The following is a 15,402-nucleotide window of genomic DNA, read 5'->3' as shown; positions in this document are numbered from 1 at the left end:
GACAGTCCACTGTGCACGCCCGCGGCCGATGTTCATCGGCCGCGGGTGCGTCAGCGGGCCGGTTTCCGGCCGTGCACGAACCAGATCGCCTCGGCCGGGCCGTCGCCGCGGTTGGTGAGGCGGTGGGGGGTCGTCGAGTCGAAGGCGATGGAGTCGCCGGCGTGGAGCTGGTAGGTGTCGAAGGCCAGGGCGACTTCCAGGGTGCCGCTGATGACGTAGCCGTATTCGATGCCCGAGTGGCGGGTGAGCTTGTCGTCGGGGACGGAGCTGCCGTCGACCTCGTAGCGGACGTGCAGGAAGTCCACCGTGCTGTCGTGGATGGACGACAGCTGCTCCCACGTGACGCCGGAGTCGAGGACGAGCTGACGCCGTTCGCCGGGGCGGAGCATGGGGCTCTGCTGCTCCTCGGGATTTTCGTTGAGCTTCGCCAGGGCGCCGTGGAAGCTGTGCTTCTCGACGCCCGCGACCGGTGCGGGGGCGGGCGGTTCCTCCGCGCCCGCACCGGCGGCGCTGCTGAACAACTCGTCGATCGAGACGTTGAGGGCGCTGCAGATCGCGTACAGGGTCGCGACCGAGGGCTGGGACTTGTTGTTCTCGATCTGCGACACGAAGGCGGCCGAGTACCCGAGGTCGCGCGCGAACTGGCGCAGCGACAGCCCGGACGCCTGCCGGCGCGCCCGCAGCTGCTCGCCGAGGTTCGCGGCCTCGGAGTGCTCCGCCGCCGGCTCGTGCTTCGCTGCCACGTCTCGCTCCTCGCGCTCTCGTTCAGTCAGTGTTCACTATAGCTTGACGCCCTTGCCGTGAGGGTGGCTCAAGCGGTGAGCCGGTCGCGCACGAACTCCAGCTCCCGCACGACGTAGTCGGTGATGTCGCCCGTCTTGAGGTGCTCGGGCAGTACGTCCCAGGTGTAGGTCTCGATCTCCAGGTGCGACGACTGCGGCTGCGCGCGGTGGCGGTCCAGGGCCTGCTCCAGGGCGAACCGCGTGGTGCGGAACGGGCCCAGGTCGTCGAGGAACACCGGCACGTGGAAGTGCGTGCGCCATTCGCGCGTGCCACCGGGATCGCGGCGCCAGGCGGCGATCGCGTCGGAGAGGTTGAGGTGGCGGGTGACGGTGCCCTCGCGCAGCTCGGACGTCTGGCTCAGGTAGATGGTGCGGGTGAACCGCTCGAGCTCGCGCACCACCTCGTCGGTCACCTCGGGCACCCACAGCGCGGCGGCCTGCTGCAGCTTGAACACGGGCACGCCCGCGTCGGCGAGCAGGTCCAGCGAGGCCGGGATGTCGTCGAACTCCACGGCCTGGTGCCCGATGTCGAACACGATCCCCACGTGGCGGCGCAGGGCGCCGAAGGCTTCCGCGAGGGGCAGGTCGGCGAGGACGGAGAGGGTTTCGGCCGCGGCCCGGGAGTACAGCCGCGAGGTGAAATACCGGACGGTCTCCTCGATGGTTTCCAGGTAGCAGAACGGTTCCGGCTCGATCGCGAGCTTCACCCGCCGGCCGGTGCGGCGTTCGAGGGCGACGAGGTGGGCGACGACGCGCAGCACGTTGCGGGTGAACAGCTCCACGTACGCCTCGCCGGTGACCTTGGGCCGGTAGGCGAGCGGCACGGTCTGGATGGTCGGTTCCACCCCGTCGGCGGCGATGTCGGCGAGCACGTCGGCCACGCGCGTGGTGTACGCGACGCGCTCTTCGGTGCTCCAGTCCGGTTCGTACACGTTCTCCATCACCGAGCGGCCCTTGAAGGGCCCGTGCGGGAACGCGTTGACCGTGTAGACGTAAAGATCGTTGTCCGCCAGGTACTTCTTCAGCCGGTCGCGCTCAGGGCCGTCGTCGGAGAGCCGGTCGGCGGACGCGCCCGAGAGCCGCAGCGACACGCCGAACGGCGCGTCGGGGGAGACCCGGCGTTTCACTTCGGGGACGTAGGTCTCGAGGCTGGCGTTCATCTCGTCCCAGGTGTCACCCGGGTGCACGAGGGTCGAGTAGGACAGGTGGCCCAGACGCGTGCCGAGGTCCATGAGGTTCCTCCGGGGAAGGCGGCAGAGGGGGTGCAGGAAGTGCTGCGGTGACGCGCTACAGCAGACGTTTGCTCGAAGTGAACAGTCTGAAACCCTGTGATGTCAAGGAGTACTGCTGTTGACCTGCGCTTCTGTCAAAGTTGTTCGCTGACTCTTGACTCACCGGCTGGTTCATTGTTCACTACCGCTGTACAGCGTCGTCGAACGGGAGTGAACCCGGCGAGTACCGACGCCGTGTCCACGCCCGGATCCCGGCTGCGCGGGTTCCGGAAAGACTACGAGGAGTTGAGCATGCGCGCCGCGGTCTTCCACGACAAGCACGACATCCGGGTCGAGGACATCCCGGAGCCGGCCGGGGTCGGTGCGCGGCAAGTGCGCGTCCGTCCCTACCTGTGCGGGATCTGCGGCACCGACCTGCACGAGTACGCGGCGGGGCCGATCGTCATCCCGACCAGCCCGCACCCGCTCTCACACGCCGCGGCGCCGCAGGTGCTCGGGCACGAGTTCTCCGGACAGGTGCTGGAGATCGGCACCGAGGTCACCGGTGTTCGCGTGGGCGACCGGGTTTCGGTGATGCCGTTGATCTACTGTGGACACTGCTACTACTGCCGCCGCGGGCTCAACCACTTGTGCCCGCAGATGGCCTGCACCGGACTGAGCTGGGCCGGCGGCGGGATCAGCGAGCAGGTGGTGGTCCCGGAGCACCAGATCTCGGTGCTGCCGGAATCGGTGTCGGACGTGCAAGGCGCGCTGGTCGAGCCGGCCGCGGTCGCCGCGTACGGGGTCGACCGCACTGGCTTCACCTCCGGCGACAGCGTCCTGATCACCGGAGCCGGGCCGATCGGCGCGCTCGCCGCGCTGTACGCCCACGCGTCCGGCGCGGCACAGATCTTCGTGAGCGAGCCGAACGCGCGCCGCCGGGCCCTGCTCGACGCGCTCGGGGTCGCGACCGTGCTCGACCCGCTGACCGAGGACGTGCCGGAAGCGGTCCGCGCGCTCACCGGCGGGATCGGGGCCGACGTCGCCGCGGAGTGCTCCGGCTCGGAGGCCGGCCTCGCCACGGCGCTGGCCGGCCTGCGCGCCCACGGCACGGCGACGCAGGTGGGCCTGCACGTCCGGCCCGCCACGATCGACCCGATGGCGCTGTCGCAGCGCGATCTGAGCCTGGTCGGCACGTGGTGCTACCCCGTGTTCGATTTCCCGCGCATCATCTCGCTCGTCGCAACCGGCCGCTTCCCGGTGGAGCGTGTGCTCACCGAGGTGATCCCGGTCGGCGACGTCGTCACCGGCGGGTTCGACCGGCTGCTCGACCCCGAAGGCGACGCGCAGAAGCTGCTCGTCAAGGTCGGCTGACGCGCGAAAGCGCGCCACCTTTCCCAAAGAACCGTTTCCCGCTGTCCACGAGACCTATGTGGACATACTTCGTCCTGCCCTGCGACCCGGTGCGCTGCACCCGAGGAGCGATCCGATGAGCGACACGACAAGGGGTTCCGTGGTCACACAGTCGGCCCCGTCGCCCGCCCCGGCTTCGGGGACCGCCCGCCCGCCCGGCCGCCCGAGCCTGTGGCGGCAAACGACGGCGCAGCACGCCTCGCGCGGACTCGTGACGATCCTCGTCGCGACCGCGCTGCTGTTCCTCGTGAGCCTGCTGCTTCAGCCCGAAAGCCTGGGCCGCAGCTCGCTGCAGGGGATGCTTCCCTTCGCCGCGGTGCTCGCCGTGGTCGCGCTCGGGCAGACGCTGGTCGTGCAACAGGCGGGGATCGACCTGTCGGTGCCCGGCACCGTGTCCCTGAGCGTGATCATCGTGACGCACTACCCCGCCGGTGACAACGGAAAGCTGCTTCCCGCGGTGCTGCTCGCCTACGTCGCGGCCTTGGGGGCGGGCCTGCTCAACGGCCTCGTCGTGAGCCGGCTGGGGATGTCGGCGATCGTCACCTCCCTGGGTACCAACGCGTTGCTGTATGCGGTGGTGCTGGGGGTCTCGGGCGGCTCGCCGGTGACGACCACGGACACGCTGCACTCGCTCGTCACCGGCCGGTTCCTCGGGTTGCCGTACGCGGTCTACATCGCCATCGTCCTCGTCGCGGTGACCGGCTTCGCGATGAAGCGCACCGTGCCGGGCCGGCGGTTCGAGGCCGTGGGCGACAATCCGGAGGCCGCCGGACTGGCGGGCCTGCGCGTGCGACGCCACCAGCTCGCCGCCTACGTCTGGGCGTCGCTGCTCTACGGCACCGCGGGCATCCTCCTGGCCGGCATCGTGACCACGCCGGGCGCGTTCCAGGGCGACACGCTGCTGCTGCCGTCGGTCGCGGCCGTCGTGCTGGGCGGCACGTCCCTGCTCGGCGGCAAGGGCAGCCCGATCGCCAGCGCCATCGCCGCCCTGTTCCTGTCCCAGCTCGACCAGTTCGTGCTGACGCTCGGCGTCAGCGCGGCGACGAACAACATCGTCCAGGCGCTCGCGCTCGCCGCGGGTGTCGCCGTCTACACCGTGAACTGGGCCGCCGTGCGCGGCTGGTTCCGCCGTGTCCCCACTCCCCGGACCCAGCAGTAGGAAGGGTTTCCCATGTCTCCCCAGTCCCTTCGCCGGTCGTTGCTCGCCGGCTTGGCTTCCCTCGCCCTCGTCACCACCGCCTGCACGGTGGACGACGGCGGCTCGACCAGCGCCGAGGGCGGCAAGCCCGCCAACGCGAACGTGCCCGCCTGGTGCGGTTCGAAGCAGGTGACTCTCGGCCTGGCCGACGGCTTCGGCGACAACAACTGGCGCAAGGTCACCACGGCCGAAGCCAAGGCCGAGGTCGCGAAGTGCCCCAGCGTCACGTCGTTCACCTACACCGACGGGCAGGGCAACACCCAGAAGGCCATTTCGGACATCCAAGGCCTCGTCGCCAAGGGCACACAGGCGATCGTGGTCTTCCCGGACGCGGGCCAGGCGGTGCTGCCCGCCTTGCGCAGCGCGTACAAGGCGGGCGTGGTCACCGTGCCGTACCGGGTCAACCCGGGTGGGACGCCCGGCCAGGACTACGACGCGTTCGTGAGCACGAACTTCGAGCAGGCCGGTGTGCTGTGGGGCCAGTGGCTCGTGAAGGCGCTGGGCGGCAAGGGCAAGGTCCTCAACCTCGGCGGCCCGGCCGCGAACTCGCAGAGCCTCGACGAGTACAAGGGCATGCAGAGCGTGCTCAAGGACCATCCGGGCATCCAGTTCGTCGGCAACACGCCGTACGAGGTGACCAACTGGGACGCGGCGCAGACCCAGCGCGTGATCACCGCGGCGCTGGCCAAGAACCCGGAGATCGACGCGATCACCACCGACTTCGGTGCCGCGCTGGCGAGCTCGTTCTCGGCGTTCACCTCGGCCGGGCGAAAGATCCCGGCGATCGCGACCGAGGACGCCAACCAGCTGGCCTGCAACTGGCAGCAGCAGAAGGACGCCGGCAACCCGTTCCAGCTGTTCACCGTCTCCTCGCAGAACGCGATGTCGCGCCTGGCGATCGACGTCGCGGTGGCCAAGGCGACCGGCGGTGTGGTGCCGAAGGACCTGGTCTACCCGCAGTCCGCGTTCGAGGACTCGATCTCCGGGCAGCCGCACCCCGTCACGTGTGACAAGGAGCTCCCGAGCGACGCGTTCGTGTCCAGCTCGCTGTCCAAAGCGGACCAGACCGCGGCGCTGAAGTAGGAGAGGCGACCATGACCGAAGTTGCGGCACTGAGCCTGTCCGGGGTGTCGAAGAGCTACGGGCCCGTGCGCGCCCTGTCGGAGGTGTCGCTCGACGTCTTCGGCGGCCGGGTGCACGCGCTGCTCGGTGAGAACGGCGCGGGCAAATCCACGCTGATGGGCGTCGCGTCGGGCTCCACCCGGCCCGACGAGGGCACGATCACGGTGGCCGGCGAGCCGATCGCGGCCCTGACCACCGACCGGGCGAGCCGGCTCGGCATCGCGATCGTGCACCAGCACCCCGCCGTGCTGGCCGACATGACGGTTGCCGAGAACATCCGCCTCGCCGTCCCCGCCGAGCGGATGCCCGCCGGCACCCCGCGCGTGTGGATGGTGGAACTGCTGCGCCGGGTTGGTTCGGACCTGCGGCTGCAGGACCGGGTGGCCGACCTCGGCGTGGCGCAGAAGCAGCTGCTCGAACTGGCGAAGGCCATCGCGCTGGAGCCGAAGGTGCTGATCCTCGACGAGCCGACCGCACCGCTGGGTGCGGAGCAGACCGAGATCCTGTTCGACCAGGTGCGCCAGGCCACCGCCCGCGGCACGGCGGTCGTCTACATCACCCACCGGCTCGCCGAGGTGCGCGAGATCGCCGACGAGGTGACGGTGCTGCGCGACGGCCGGGCGCGCGGGCACTCGGCGGTCGCCGACCTCACCGACGACGCGATGCTGCGCATGATCGTCGGGCGCGAGCTCGCGTCGGCGTTCCCGGAGAAGGACACGGACCTGGCCGATGCGAAGGTGGCGCTGGAGGTCGAAGGCCTGTCCGGCGAGGGCTTCCAGGACGCGCGGCTCGTCGCGCACCACGGCGAGATCGTCGGGCTGGCCGGCATCGTCGGCAACGGCCAGAGCGAGTTCCTGCGCGCGCTGGCCGGGCTGCGCCCGTCGACGGGGCGGATCGTGCTCGACGGCGTGGCGCTGCGGGGCCGGGCGCTGGTCCGCTCGACCGCGTACATGCCGGCCGACCGGCACCGGGAAAGCCTGCTGCCGGCGATGTCGGTACGAGAGAACGCCGCGGTCAGCGCATTGCCCTCGTTCGCCGGCGGGGGAGTGGTGTCCGGCGAACGCGAACGGGCAGGAGTGGACGCCGAACTGGCCAAGCTCTCGGTCAAGACGGCTTCGCGCGAGACGAACGTGATGGCGCTGTCCGGCGGCAACCAGCAGAAGGTGGTGATGGCGCGCGCCCTGCTCGCCGCGCCGCGGCTGCTGCTGGCCGACGAGCCGACCCAGGGTGTCGACGTCGGTGCCCGGTCGGAGATCTACACGATCATGCGCGACGTGGCCGCGTCCGGGGTGCCGGTGGTCGTGGTGTCCTCCGACGCCAAGGAGCTGGAAGGGCTCTGCGACCGGGTCGTGGTGTTCTCGCGCGGCCACGTGGTCGCCGAGCTCACCGGCGACGACGTCACCGAGGAGAAGATCACCGGCTCGGTCGTCAACGCCACCACGCTGCGCGGCGACGCGCCCTCGGCGAAGAAGGCCGTGCCGGCCAAGCCGGCTCCCTCGACCGGGCGGACCCCGCTGACCGAGCGCCTGCGCGACCTGGCCAAGGGCGACTACGCGCCGAGCCTGGTGCTCGCACTGGTCATCCTCGCGCTCGGCGGTTACACCTTCGCCCACAACGTGCGGTTCCTCGCGCCGTTCAACGTCACCTCCCTGCTGACCTTGCTCACGGCGCTCGCGTTCATCAGCCTGGGCCAGACGATCGTGATCATGACCGGCGGGATCGACCTGTCCGTCGGTCCACTCGCCGGGCTCCTCGTGGTGATCGCGTCGTTCTTCGTCACCGACGGCCACTCGCCGCTCCTCGTGGCGCTCGCGTTCGTGATCATGCTCGTGGTCGCCGTCGGGTCCGGGCTGCTCAACGGGGTGCTGATCCGCTTCGGCGGGTTCACCGCGGTGGCCGCCACCCTGACCCTCTACATCGGACTGCAGGGTGTCTCGCTGCTGCTTCGGCCGTTCCAGGGCGGGTTCATCAGCACCTCCGTCACCGACGCGATCACCGCGACGGTCGGGTTCGTGCCGATCGCGTTCCTCGTGGCCGTGGTCGTCGCCGTCGGGCTGGAGCTGGCGCTGCGGTTCACCGCCTGGGGCCGAGGCCTGCGTGCGGCGGGCTCGAACGAGGGGTCCGCCCGGCGCCTGGGCGTGAAGGTGAACCGGGTCCACGTACTGGCCTACATCGGCTGCGCGGTCCTGACCTTCTTCGGCGCGCTGCTGCTGATGGCCCAGATCGGCGTCGGCGACCCGACCCAGGGGGTGAGCTACACGCTCTCCAGCATCACCGCGGTCGTGCTGGGCGGCGCGAGCCTCGCCGGCGGGCGCGGGTCGTTCATCGGGACGCTGCTCGGCGCCGCGCTGATCCAGGAGGTGCTCAACGCGACGACGTTCCTGAACCTGAGTCAGAGCTGGCAGTACTTCTTCCAGGGAATCCTGATCCTCGTCGCGGCGGCGATCTACACCCGGGTGCGCCGCCGGACCCCGGCCCTGGTCTGAGCCCTCCCGGACCCGAGCCCCATTCGAGCAGAAAGAGGAGACAGTGACCGAAACAGCACTCGTCGTCGGGGTCACCGGCATCGCCGGGGCCGCGGTGGCCACCCGGCTGGTCGAGCGCGGCTGGGCGGTGACCGGGGTGTCCCGCCGCAGCGAGCCCGGAATCGCCGGAGTCCGCTCGGTGCGCGCCGACCTCGAGGACGCGGCCGCGCTGAGCGCCGCGCTCGCGGACACAAAACCGACGCACGTCTTCCTCACCGCGTGGTCGCGCCGCCCCACCGAAGCGGAGAACATCGAGGTCAACGCGGGCATAGTGCGCAACGTACTGGCGGCGGCCACCGCGGGCGGCGCCGTGCGCCACGTCGCCCTGATGACCGGGCTGAAGCACTACCTCGGGCCGTTCGAGGCCTACGCCGCCGGGGTCACGCCCGACACGCCGTTCCACGAGGACGAGGCGCGGCTCGACGTGCCGAACTTCTACTACGCACAGGAGGACGAGCTCTTCGCCGCCGCCGAGCGCCACGGCTTCACCTGGAGCGTGCACCGGGCGCACACCGTCATCGGCCACGCCGTCGGCAACGCCATGAACATGGGGATGACGCTGGCCGTCTACGCGGCCGTCTGCCGGGAGACCGGGCGGGACTTCCGGTTCCCCGGCTCGGAGGTCCAGTGGAACGGCGTCACCGACATGACCGACGCCGGGCTGCTGGCCGACCAGATGGTGTGGGCGGCCACCGACGAGAACGGGCGCGACCAGGCGTTCAACATCGCCAACGGCGACGTGTTCCGCTGGCGCTGGATGTGGCCCCGCCTCGCGAAGCTGCTCGGCGTGACGCCGGCCGGGTTCGACGGCAAGCCCGCGCCGCTGGAGGAGCAGATGGCCGACGCCGCCGGAGTCTGGCGCCGGATCGCCGAGCGCCACGGGCTGCGCGAGCCGGATCTCGCCCGCGTCGCGTCGTGGTGGCACACCGACAGCGACCTCGGCCGGCCCATCGAGTGCCTCACCGACATGAGCAAGAGCCGCAAGGCCGGGTTCACGGGCTACACCAGCACGCTGGACTCGTTCGCCCGGCTCTTCGAGACCTTGCGTGCGGAGCGGATCATCCCGCCCGCCCCGACGGAATCAAGCGCGGCGGAATGAGCACAGTGGACGCAATGAGCAGGACCGGCGCACCGGGCGCCCGGTCAGCGCTCGTCGCTCGTCGCCGGGAGCGGGTGGCCGAGCAGCTCGAACAGTTCGGCCGGCGGCTCGGCGAGCCAGTCGCGCGGCCGGACGGGGCCGGTGCGGCCGACGACGAACCACAGTCCGCGCGCGGGCGCGTCGGTGTGGTTGACGTAGAGGTGCGGGCGGTCGGAGTGGAAGGAAAACGAGTCACCGGCGCGCAGCACGTGCTCGTCGTACTCGAACCGCAGCGTGAGCTCGCCGTCGAGGAGGTAGGCGTGCTCCGTGCCCGGGTGGCGCATCAGCCCGCCGTCGACGGAGCTGCTCGCGCCGGGCTCGTACGTCACCAGCAGCGGTTCCACCGACCGCGAGCCGTCGATCGCGAGGCGTTCCCAGCGCACGCCGTTGTCCATGTCCAGCACCGGGTTGTCGGCCGCGCGCTGGATGGTGGTGCCGGTCTCGTCGGGCTCGAGGACGACCGGGCGGCTGCCGGGTTCCGCCGTCGTTCGGCGGCCGGCGACCTCGAGGCCGAGCACTTCGTCCAGCGACAGGCCCAAGTGGCTGACCAGCGTGTAGAGCGTGCTCACGGACGGTTGCGACTTGCCGGTCTCGACCTGCGACAGCAGGCTTGCCGAGATCCCCGTGGCCAGGGCCACGCCGCGCAGGGTGCGCTTCTGCCTGATCCGCGCTTCGCGCAGGGCAGAGCCGATCCGGTCGTCCACGGTGCCGCTCCCGTTCCAATCACGGCGCCATCGCCGACTGTTCACTCGATCATACGTTCGTGCGTTGTGGCTGTACACACGCCCGGGTGCGACCTGCGCAACATCCCGGATCGACGGTGTTTCGTTCAGCGGGAGCGAACGCCCGGTGTCTCGACGAGAGGAGCGTGGCCATGCCGGCTCGGCTGACCGACAGGACCGTGGTGGTGACCGGCGCGGGCCGGGGGATCGGAGCCGCGCTCGCCCGCGGGATGGCGGCCGAAGGCGCGGCGGTGGTTGTCACGGACCGTGACGAGCCCGAAGCCGCCGCGGTGGCGCAGTCCATTCGCGACGGTGGCGGGCGTGCCGTGCACCGGCGCGTCGACGTCGTCGACCGCGAAGACGTCCGCGCCGCGATCGACCTCGCCGTGGGCGAGTTCGGCCGGCTCGACGCATACTTCAACAACGCGGGCTTCAACGAGCCGGAGAAGTTCCTCGACATCACCGAAGCCGTGTGGGAGCGCATCTTCCGCGTCAACGCGTTCGGCGTCGTGGTCGGCAGCCAGGAGGCGGCCGGCCAGTTCATCCGGCAGGGCGGTGGCGGCAAGATCGTGAACACCGCCTCGATCGCCGGCCGCCAGGGGTTCGCGAGCTTCGCGCCCTACTGCGCGAGCAAGGCCGCCGTGATTTCGCTGACCCAGTCGGGCGCGCGGGCGCTGGCCGGCCACGGCATCACCGTCAACGCCTTCGCACCCGGCGTGGTGCGGACCCCGTTGTGGGACAAGCTCGACAGCGACCTCGAGCGCATCGGGGAGGGCGGCTCGGGGTTCGCCGCGATGGCCGGGGACATCATCCTCGGCCGCCCGGCCGAACCCGAGGACCTGGTGCCCACGGCCGTCTTCCTCGCCGGTCCCGACTCCGACTACATCACCGGGCAGGTGATCCCGATCGAGGGCGGGATGGTCCTCGTCTGAGACCGACCCGCTCGTCACACGTTCCCGGCGGTCCACCGCCGCGGGGGAAAGGAAAACTCATGCCGATCGCCACGTTCGGGCCCAACGCCGTCGACTGGGAGACCCGGATCGACCACGAACGCCTGCGCACCCAACGCCTGCAGCGCCTGCGCGAGCAGCTGGACAAGTCGAGCCTCGGCGCTGTCCTCGCGTTCGACTTCGCCAACATCCGCTACATGTCCGCCACCCACATCGGCACGTGGGCCATGGACAAGCTCATCCGATTCTCCCTGCTGACCCGCACCACCGACCCGATCGTGTGGGACTTCGGGTCCGCGGCCAAGCACCACGAGCTCTACAACCCTTGGCTCGCCACCACGACCGCCGAGGCCGACGCCGACCCGCACGCGCCGCACCACGGCGCGGTCCGGCCGCGCGCCGAGTCCGGGGCCCGCGCCGGGATCTCCACGCTGCGCGGCGCGTTCCACCCGGACGCGGGCATCGCCGACGAGGTCGCCGCGAAGATCAAGCGCGAGCTGGAGAAGTTCGGGCTGCTGAACGAACCGCTCGGCGTCGACGTGATCGAGCTGCCGATCCTCGCCGCCCTGCAGCGCGCGGGCGTCACAGTCACCGACGGGCAGCAGGTCTTCATGGAGGCCAGGCGCGTGAAGACCGCCGACGAGATCTCGTTGCTGACCCAGGCGGCCTCGATGGTCGACGCGGCCTACGACGACCTCTACCGGTTCCTGCGCCCGGGCGTGCGGGAGAACGAGTGCGTGGGGCTGGTCTCGAAGTCGCTCTACGACCTCGGCTCGGAGTACGTCGAGGGTGTCAACGCGATCTCCGGTGAGCGCTGCTCGCCGCACCCGCACGTGTTCTCCGACCGGCTGATCCGGCCCGGTGACCCCGCGTTCTTCGACATCCTGCACAGCCACCAGGGCTACCGCACCTGCTACTACCGCACGTTCGCGGTCGGTTCGGCCAGTCGCGCGCAGCGCGACGCCTACGTGCGGGCCCGCGAGTACATGGACCACGCCATCGCGCTGGTGCGCCCGGGCGCCACCACAGCGGACATCGTCTCGGTGTGGCCCACCGCGCAGGAGTTCGGGTTCGCCGACGAGGAAGCCGCGTTCGCCCTTCAGTACGGGCACGGCGTCGGGCTGTCCATCTGGGAGAAGCCGATCTTCTCGCGCCTGGTCTCGCTGGAGCATCCCGAGGTGCTGGAGGTCGGGAACGTGTTCGCGCTCGAGACGTACTGGCCCTCGGCCGACGGCGTCGGCGCGGCCCGGATCGAGGAGGAGCTCGTGGTGACCCCCGAGGGCTGCGAGGTGATCACGAAGTTCCCGGCCGAGGAGCTGCTGGTCGCCGGTCCCCGCTACATCGCCGTCAGCGGCGCGCTCTCCACCGCGCGCGAGGCCCAGTCGCACCTCAACACGCCCGCCGGCCGCGGCGAAGCCACCGCCTGAGAAGGAGCCAGACGATGAAAGCCCTGAGGTTCACCGCGGCGGACACCGTGTCCGTCGACGAGCTGGAGGTACCGCGGATCGCGGCCGACGAGGTGCTTGTCGCGGCCCGCTCGGTCGGCATCTGCCACTCCGACATCGAGCTGCTCGAAGGCCGCTACATCATCCCGTTCTCCTACCCGGTGATCCCGGGCCACGAGTGGTCCGGCCAGATCGTCGAAACCGGTAGCGACGTCACGGAGTTCGAGCCCGGCGATCGCGTGGTGGGCGAGTGCGTGATCGGCGACGACCACTTCGGCTTCTCGATCAGCGGTGCGGCGGCGGAGTTCTTCGTCGCCAAACCCGCGTGGCTGCACCGGCTGCCCGACTCGCTGTCGTTCACCGACGGCGCGCTCGTCGAGCCGTTCAGCTGCGGGTACCACGCGCTGATGAAGGCGGGCAACGTCAACGCCAGCGACACGGTGGTGGTGTTCGGCGCCGGCCCGATCGGGCTCGGCGTCACCGCCGGGGCCGCGGCGCTGGGGGCGCGCACCATCACCGTCGAGCCGGCGGCCGGGCGCGCGGAGGCGGCGCGCAAGCTCGGCGCCGCGGTCGTGCTCGACCCGACGGCCGGGCCGATCGCGCAGCAGGTGGCCGAGGCGACCGGCGGCGTCGGGGGCACCGTGGTGATCGAGGCGACGGGGCGGCCGTCGGTGATGGCCGACGTGCTCGACGTCGCCGCGCACGGCGCGCGGGTCGTGTACGTCGGCATCGACGTGGGCGGCAGCGCGCCGGCGAAGCTGGGTCTGATCCAGTCGAAGGAGCTGAGCATCCGCGGCATCATCGGCTCGCCGGGGGTGTGGCCGGAGACGCTGCGGTTCCTCGCGCGCGCCGGGCTCGACCTGTCCGACCTGGTGACCGGCCGGTTCGCCGTGGAGCGGGCCGCGGAGGCGATCACCGCCTCGCGCGACACCGCGAAGAACATCAAGGTGCACCTCGAGTTCGGGGCGACGCGGTGAGCGGGACCATGCGGGCGGCCGTTTACCACGGCCGCGAGGACGTCCGGATCGAAGAGGTGCCTGTGCCGCGGCTCCGCGACGGCGAGGTGCTCGTCGCCGTGCGGCGCAGTGGGATCTGCGGCTCGGACGCCACGGAGTGGGCGGCCGGCCCGAAGATGGTGCCGCTGACCCGGCGCCACCCCGGCAGCGGACACCTCGGCCCGATGATCATCGGGCACGAGTTCGTCGGCGAGGTCGTGGACGGCGGTGAGGGGTTCGCCGCGGGTGATCTGGTCGCGGCGGGCGCCGGTGTCTCGTGTGGACAGTGCGATCGCTGCGGCGAGGGCCGCACCAACCTGTGCCGCCGGTACTACACGCTGGGGCTCAACGCCCCCGGCGGGCTCGCGGAGTACGTCGCCGCCCCTGCCGGCATGCTCCGTCCGATCCCGGCCGGGGTGTCCCTCGACCACGCCGGGCTGGCGCAGCCGCTGGCCGTCGGCTTGCACGCCGCGCGGCGGGCGGGCGTCCGGCCGGGTGACTCCGTGGTGGTCATCGGGGCCGGTGCCATCGGCTCCTTCGTCCTGGCCGGGCTGCGGCACCTGTATGACGCCGACGTGACCGTGGTCGACTTCGCCGGCGACAAGCTGGACCGGGCCGCCCGGCTCGGCGCCACCCGGACCGTGGACGCGGCGCTCGACGTCGTCGAGGCCGTGCGCGAGCTGACCGGTGGGCGTGGCGCCGACGTGGTCGTCGAGGCGAGCGGCGCGCCCGGGCAGTTCGAGAACGCGCTGCGGATGGTCACCGACGGCGGGCGCGTTCTCGCCGTTGGCCTGCCCAAGCAGGCGCCCGCGGTCGACCTGTTCGGCCTGGTGCTGCGCGAGCTCACCGTCGAGTCGACCGTGGCGCACGTGTGCGGCGAGGATCTGGTGCCGGCGTTGGAGATCCTCTCCACCGGGGTGCTCGGTGCCGAGCTGCTCGACTCGGTGATCGGGCTCGACGAGCTCACCGACCGCGGCCTCGCGCGGCTGGCCGCGGGGGGCGTGGACGGGAAGGTCCTCATCGATCCGGGGAGGCGCTCGTGAAGGTAGCGGTGCTGGGGCTGGGCGCGATGGGCTCGCAGCTGCTGCTGCGGCTGATCGACAGCGGCGTGGACGTCGTCGGCTGGAACCGCGATCCCGAACGCGCGCGGCGAGCCGGGATCGCGCCGGACCGGGTCGTGTCGTCGGCGGCCGACGCCGTGACCGGGGCCGACGTGGTGATCGCCATGCTCGCCGACGGGCCGGCCTTGCGGGCCGTGCTCACCGGGATCGTCGACGCGCTCGCCGGCAACACGCTGGTGCTCGACATGGGCACCTCCGGGCCGGGGCTTTCGCGCGAAGTGGCGGAAACCCTGGCCGGGCACGGGATCCGGTTCGCCGAGGCCCCGGTGTCCGGGTCGGTCGGCGCGGCCCGCACCGGGTCGTTGACGATCATGTTCGGCGGTTCCGCCGAGGACCTGTCCACGGCAGAACCGGTACTGCGGTTCCTGGGCGGGCGGACCATCCACATCGGACCGGTCGGCGCCGCCTCGACGCTGAAGCTGTGCGTCAACGCGCTGCTGCACACGTTCAACGCCACGCTCGGCGAGGTCCTCGGCACCGCGACGCGCGCGGGCATCGACCTGCGCACGGCCTACGACACGATCGGCGAGTCCGCCATCGCCGCCCCGTTCGTGCGCTACAAGCGCGACGCCTTCCTGTCCGAGACCAACCCCCCGGTGGCCTTCGCGGTGGACCTGGTGCGCAAGGACCTCGAACTGTTCCTCGAGGCGGTTCCCGACCCGCAGCGGCAGAGCCCGACGGTGCGGACCGCCGTCGACGTGGTGCACCGGGCCCAGTCCGCCGGTCTTGGACAGGAGGACATGGCGACGCTCGCGCGGCTGTACGACGGGAGTTGAGCGC

At 71.2% G+C, this 15,402-nt stretch carries 13 protein-coding genes; 10 read left to right on the top strand and 3 right to left on the bottom strand.

Going from position 1 to position 15,402, the window contains the following annotated elements:
* Positions 1-50: 50 nt before the first annotated feature.
* A complete protein-coding gene (locus AB0F91_RS38040) occupies positions 51-743 on the bottom strand; it encodes an XRE family transcriptional regulator (protein WP_360605762.1) in 693 nt (230 codons plus the stop codon).
* Positions 744-811: 68 nt separating this feature from the next.
* Complete coding sequence (gene eboE / locus AB0F91_RS38035; RefSeq protein ID WP_360605760.1) at positions 812-2,014, bottom strand: metabolite traffic protein EboE; 1,203 nt, start codon at positions 2,012-2,014, stop codon at positions 812-814.
* A gap of 291 nt (positions 2,015-2,305) precedes the next feature.
* On the opposite strand from eboE, the gene AB0F91_RS38030 reads away from it, so the two are divergent.
* The 5 genes from AB0F91_RS38030 (at position 2,306) to AB0F91_RS38010 (ending at position 9,350) form a co-directional block, all read left to right on the top strand.
* Positions 2,306-3,367, top strand: a complete 1,062-nt coding sequence (locus tag AB0F91_RS38030) for a 2,3-butanediol dehydrogenase (protein ID WP_360605758.1) — start codon at positions 2,306-2,308, stop codon at positions 3,365-3,367.
* Positions 3,368-3,482: 115 nt separating this feature from the next.
* Entirely contained in the window at positions 3,483-4,565 is a 1,083-nt protein-coding gene (locus AB0F91_RS38025) for an ABC transporter permease (protein ID WP_360605756.1), read from the top strand.
* Positions 4,566-4,577: 12 nt separating this feature from the next.
* Positions 4,578-5,687 (top strand): substrate-binding domain-containing protein, encoded by a 1,110-nt coding sequence (locus tag AB0F91_RS38020; RefSeq protein WP_360605754.1) that lies wholly within the window; start codon positions 4,578-4,580, stop codon positions 5,685-5,687.
* An 11-nt stretch (positions 5,688-5,698) separates the two neighbouring features.
* Positions 5,699-8,212, top strand: a complete 2,514-nt coding sequence (locus AB0F91_RS38015; RefSeq protein WP_360605752.1) for an ATP-binding cassette domain-containing protein — start codon at positions 5,699-5,701, stop codon at positions 8,210-8,212.
* Positions 8,213-8,255: 43 nt separating this feature from the next.
* Complete coding sequence (locus AB0F91_RS38010) at positions 8,256-9,350, top strand: SDR family oxidoreductase (RefSeq protein WP_360605750.1); 1,095 nt, start codon at positions 8,256-8,258, stop codon at positions 9,348-9,350.
* 44 nt (positions 9,351-9,394) lie between these two features.
* On the opposite strand, the gene AB0F91_RS38005 is transcribed toward AB0F91_RS38010, so the two are convergent.
* Complete coding sequence (locus AB0F91_RS38005) at positions 9,395-10,093, bottom strand: cupin domain-containing protein (RefSeq protein WP_360605748.1); 699 nt, start codon at positions 10,091-10,093, stop codon at positions 9,395-9,397.
* Positions 10,094-10,263: 170 nt separating this feature from the next.
* Between AB0F91_RS38005 and AB0F91_RS38000 the strand changes: the two genes are divergently transcribed.
* From AB0F91_RS38000 to AB0F91_RS37980, 5 genes are read left to right on the top strand one after another with little or no spacing between them, the layout of a single operon-like run.
* Positions 10,264-11,043 carry a glucose 1-dehydrogenase gene (locus tag AB0F91_RS38000; RefSeq protein ID WP_360605746.1) on the top strand — a complete coding sequence of 260 codons (780 nt, stop codon included), beginning with the start codon at positions 10,264-10,266 and terminating at the stop codon, positions 11,041-11,043.
* Between the two features lie 59 nt (positions 11,044-11,102).
* A complete protein-coding gene (locus AB0F91_RS37995) occupies positions 11,103-12,488 on the top strand; it encodes a Xaa-Pro peptidase family protein (protein ID WP_360605744.1) in 1,386 nt (461 codons plus the stop codon).
* Positions 12,489-12,502: 14 nt separating this feature from the next.
* Positions 12,503-13,483 (top strand): zinc-binding dehydrogenase, encoded by a 981-nt coding sequence (locus AB0F91_RS37990; RefSeq protein WP_360605742.1) that lies wholly within the window; start codon positions 12,503-12,505, stop codon positions 13,481-13,483.
* Between the two features lie 8 nt (positions 13,484-13,491).
* A complete protein-coding gene (locus AB0F91_RS37985) occupies positions 13,492-14,544 on the top strand; it encodes an alcohol dehydrogenase catalytic domain-containing protein (protein ID WP_360605740.1) in 1,053 nt (350 codons plus the stop codon).
* Entirely contained in the window at positions 14,541-15,398 is an 858-nt protein-coding gene (locus AB0F91_RS37980) for an NAD(P)-dependent oxidoreductase (protein WP_360605738.1), read from the top strand. Before AB0F91_RS37985 ends, AB0F91_RS37980 begins: the two co-directional genes overlap by 4 nt.
* Positions 15,399-15,402 lie beyond the last annotated feature (4 nt).

This window comes from Amycolatopsis sp. NPDC023774 (assembly GCF_040639695.1).
In the GTDB taxonomy this organism is placed as follows: Bacteria; Actinomycetota; Actinomycetes; order Mycobacteriales; family Pseudonocardiaceae; genus Amycolatopsis.
Note: the sequence above shows the minus strand (reverse complement) of the source record. Positions and strands in the feature narration are given on the sequence as shown.

What these genes read in the sequence shown, in the direction of transcription:
- AB0F91_RS37995 (WP_360605744.1), top strand. Translation starts at nt 11,103, where the DNA reads ATGCCGATCGCCACGTTCGGGCCCAACGCCGTCGACTGGGAGACCCGG.
- AB0F91_RS37985 (WP_360605740.1), top strand. Translation starts at nt 13,492, where the DNA reads ATGCGGGCGGCCGTTTACCACGGCCGCGAGGACGTCCGGATCGAAGAG.
- eboE (WP_360605760.1), bottom strand. Translation starts at nt 2,014, where the DNA reads ATGGACCTCGGCACGCGTCTGGGCCACCTGTCCTACTCGACCCTCGTG.
- AB0F91_RS38000 (WP_360605746.1), top strand. Translation starts at nt 10,264, where the DNA reads ATGCCGGCTCGGCTGACCGACAGGACCGTGGTGGTGACCGGCGCGGGC.
- AB0F91_RS37990 (WP_360605742.1), top strand. Translation starts at nt 12,503, where the DNA reads ATGAAAGCCCTGAGGTTCACCGCGGCGGACACCGTGTCCGTCGACGAG.
- AB0F91_RS38025 (WP_360605756.1), top strand. Translation starts at nt 3,483, where the DNA reads ATGAGCGACACGACAAGGGGTTCCGTGGTCACACAGTCGGCCCCGTCG.
- AB0F91_RS38015 (WP_360605752.1), top strand. Translation starts at nt 5,699, where the DNA reads ATGACCGAAGTTGCGGCACTGAGCCTGTCCGGGGTGTCGAAGAGCTAC.
- AB0F91_RS38030 (WP_360605758.1), top strand. Translation starts at nt 2,306, where the DNA reads ATGCGCGCCGCGGTCTTCCACGACAAGCACGACATCCGGGTCGAGGAC.
- AB0F91_RS38020 (WP_360605754.1), top strand. Translation starts at nt 4,578, where the DNA reads ATGTCTCCCCAGTCCCTTCGCCGGTCGTTGCTCGCCGGCTTGGCTTCC.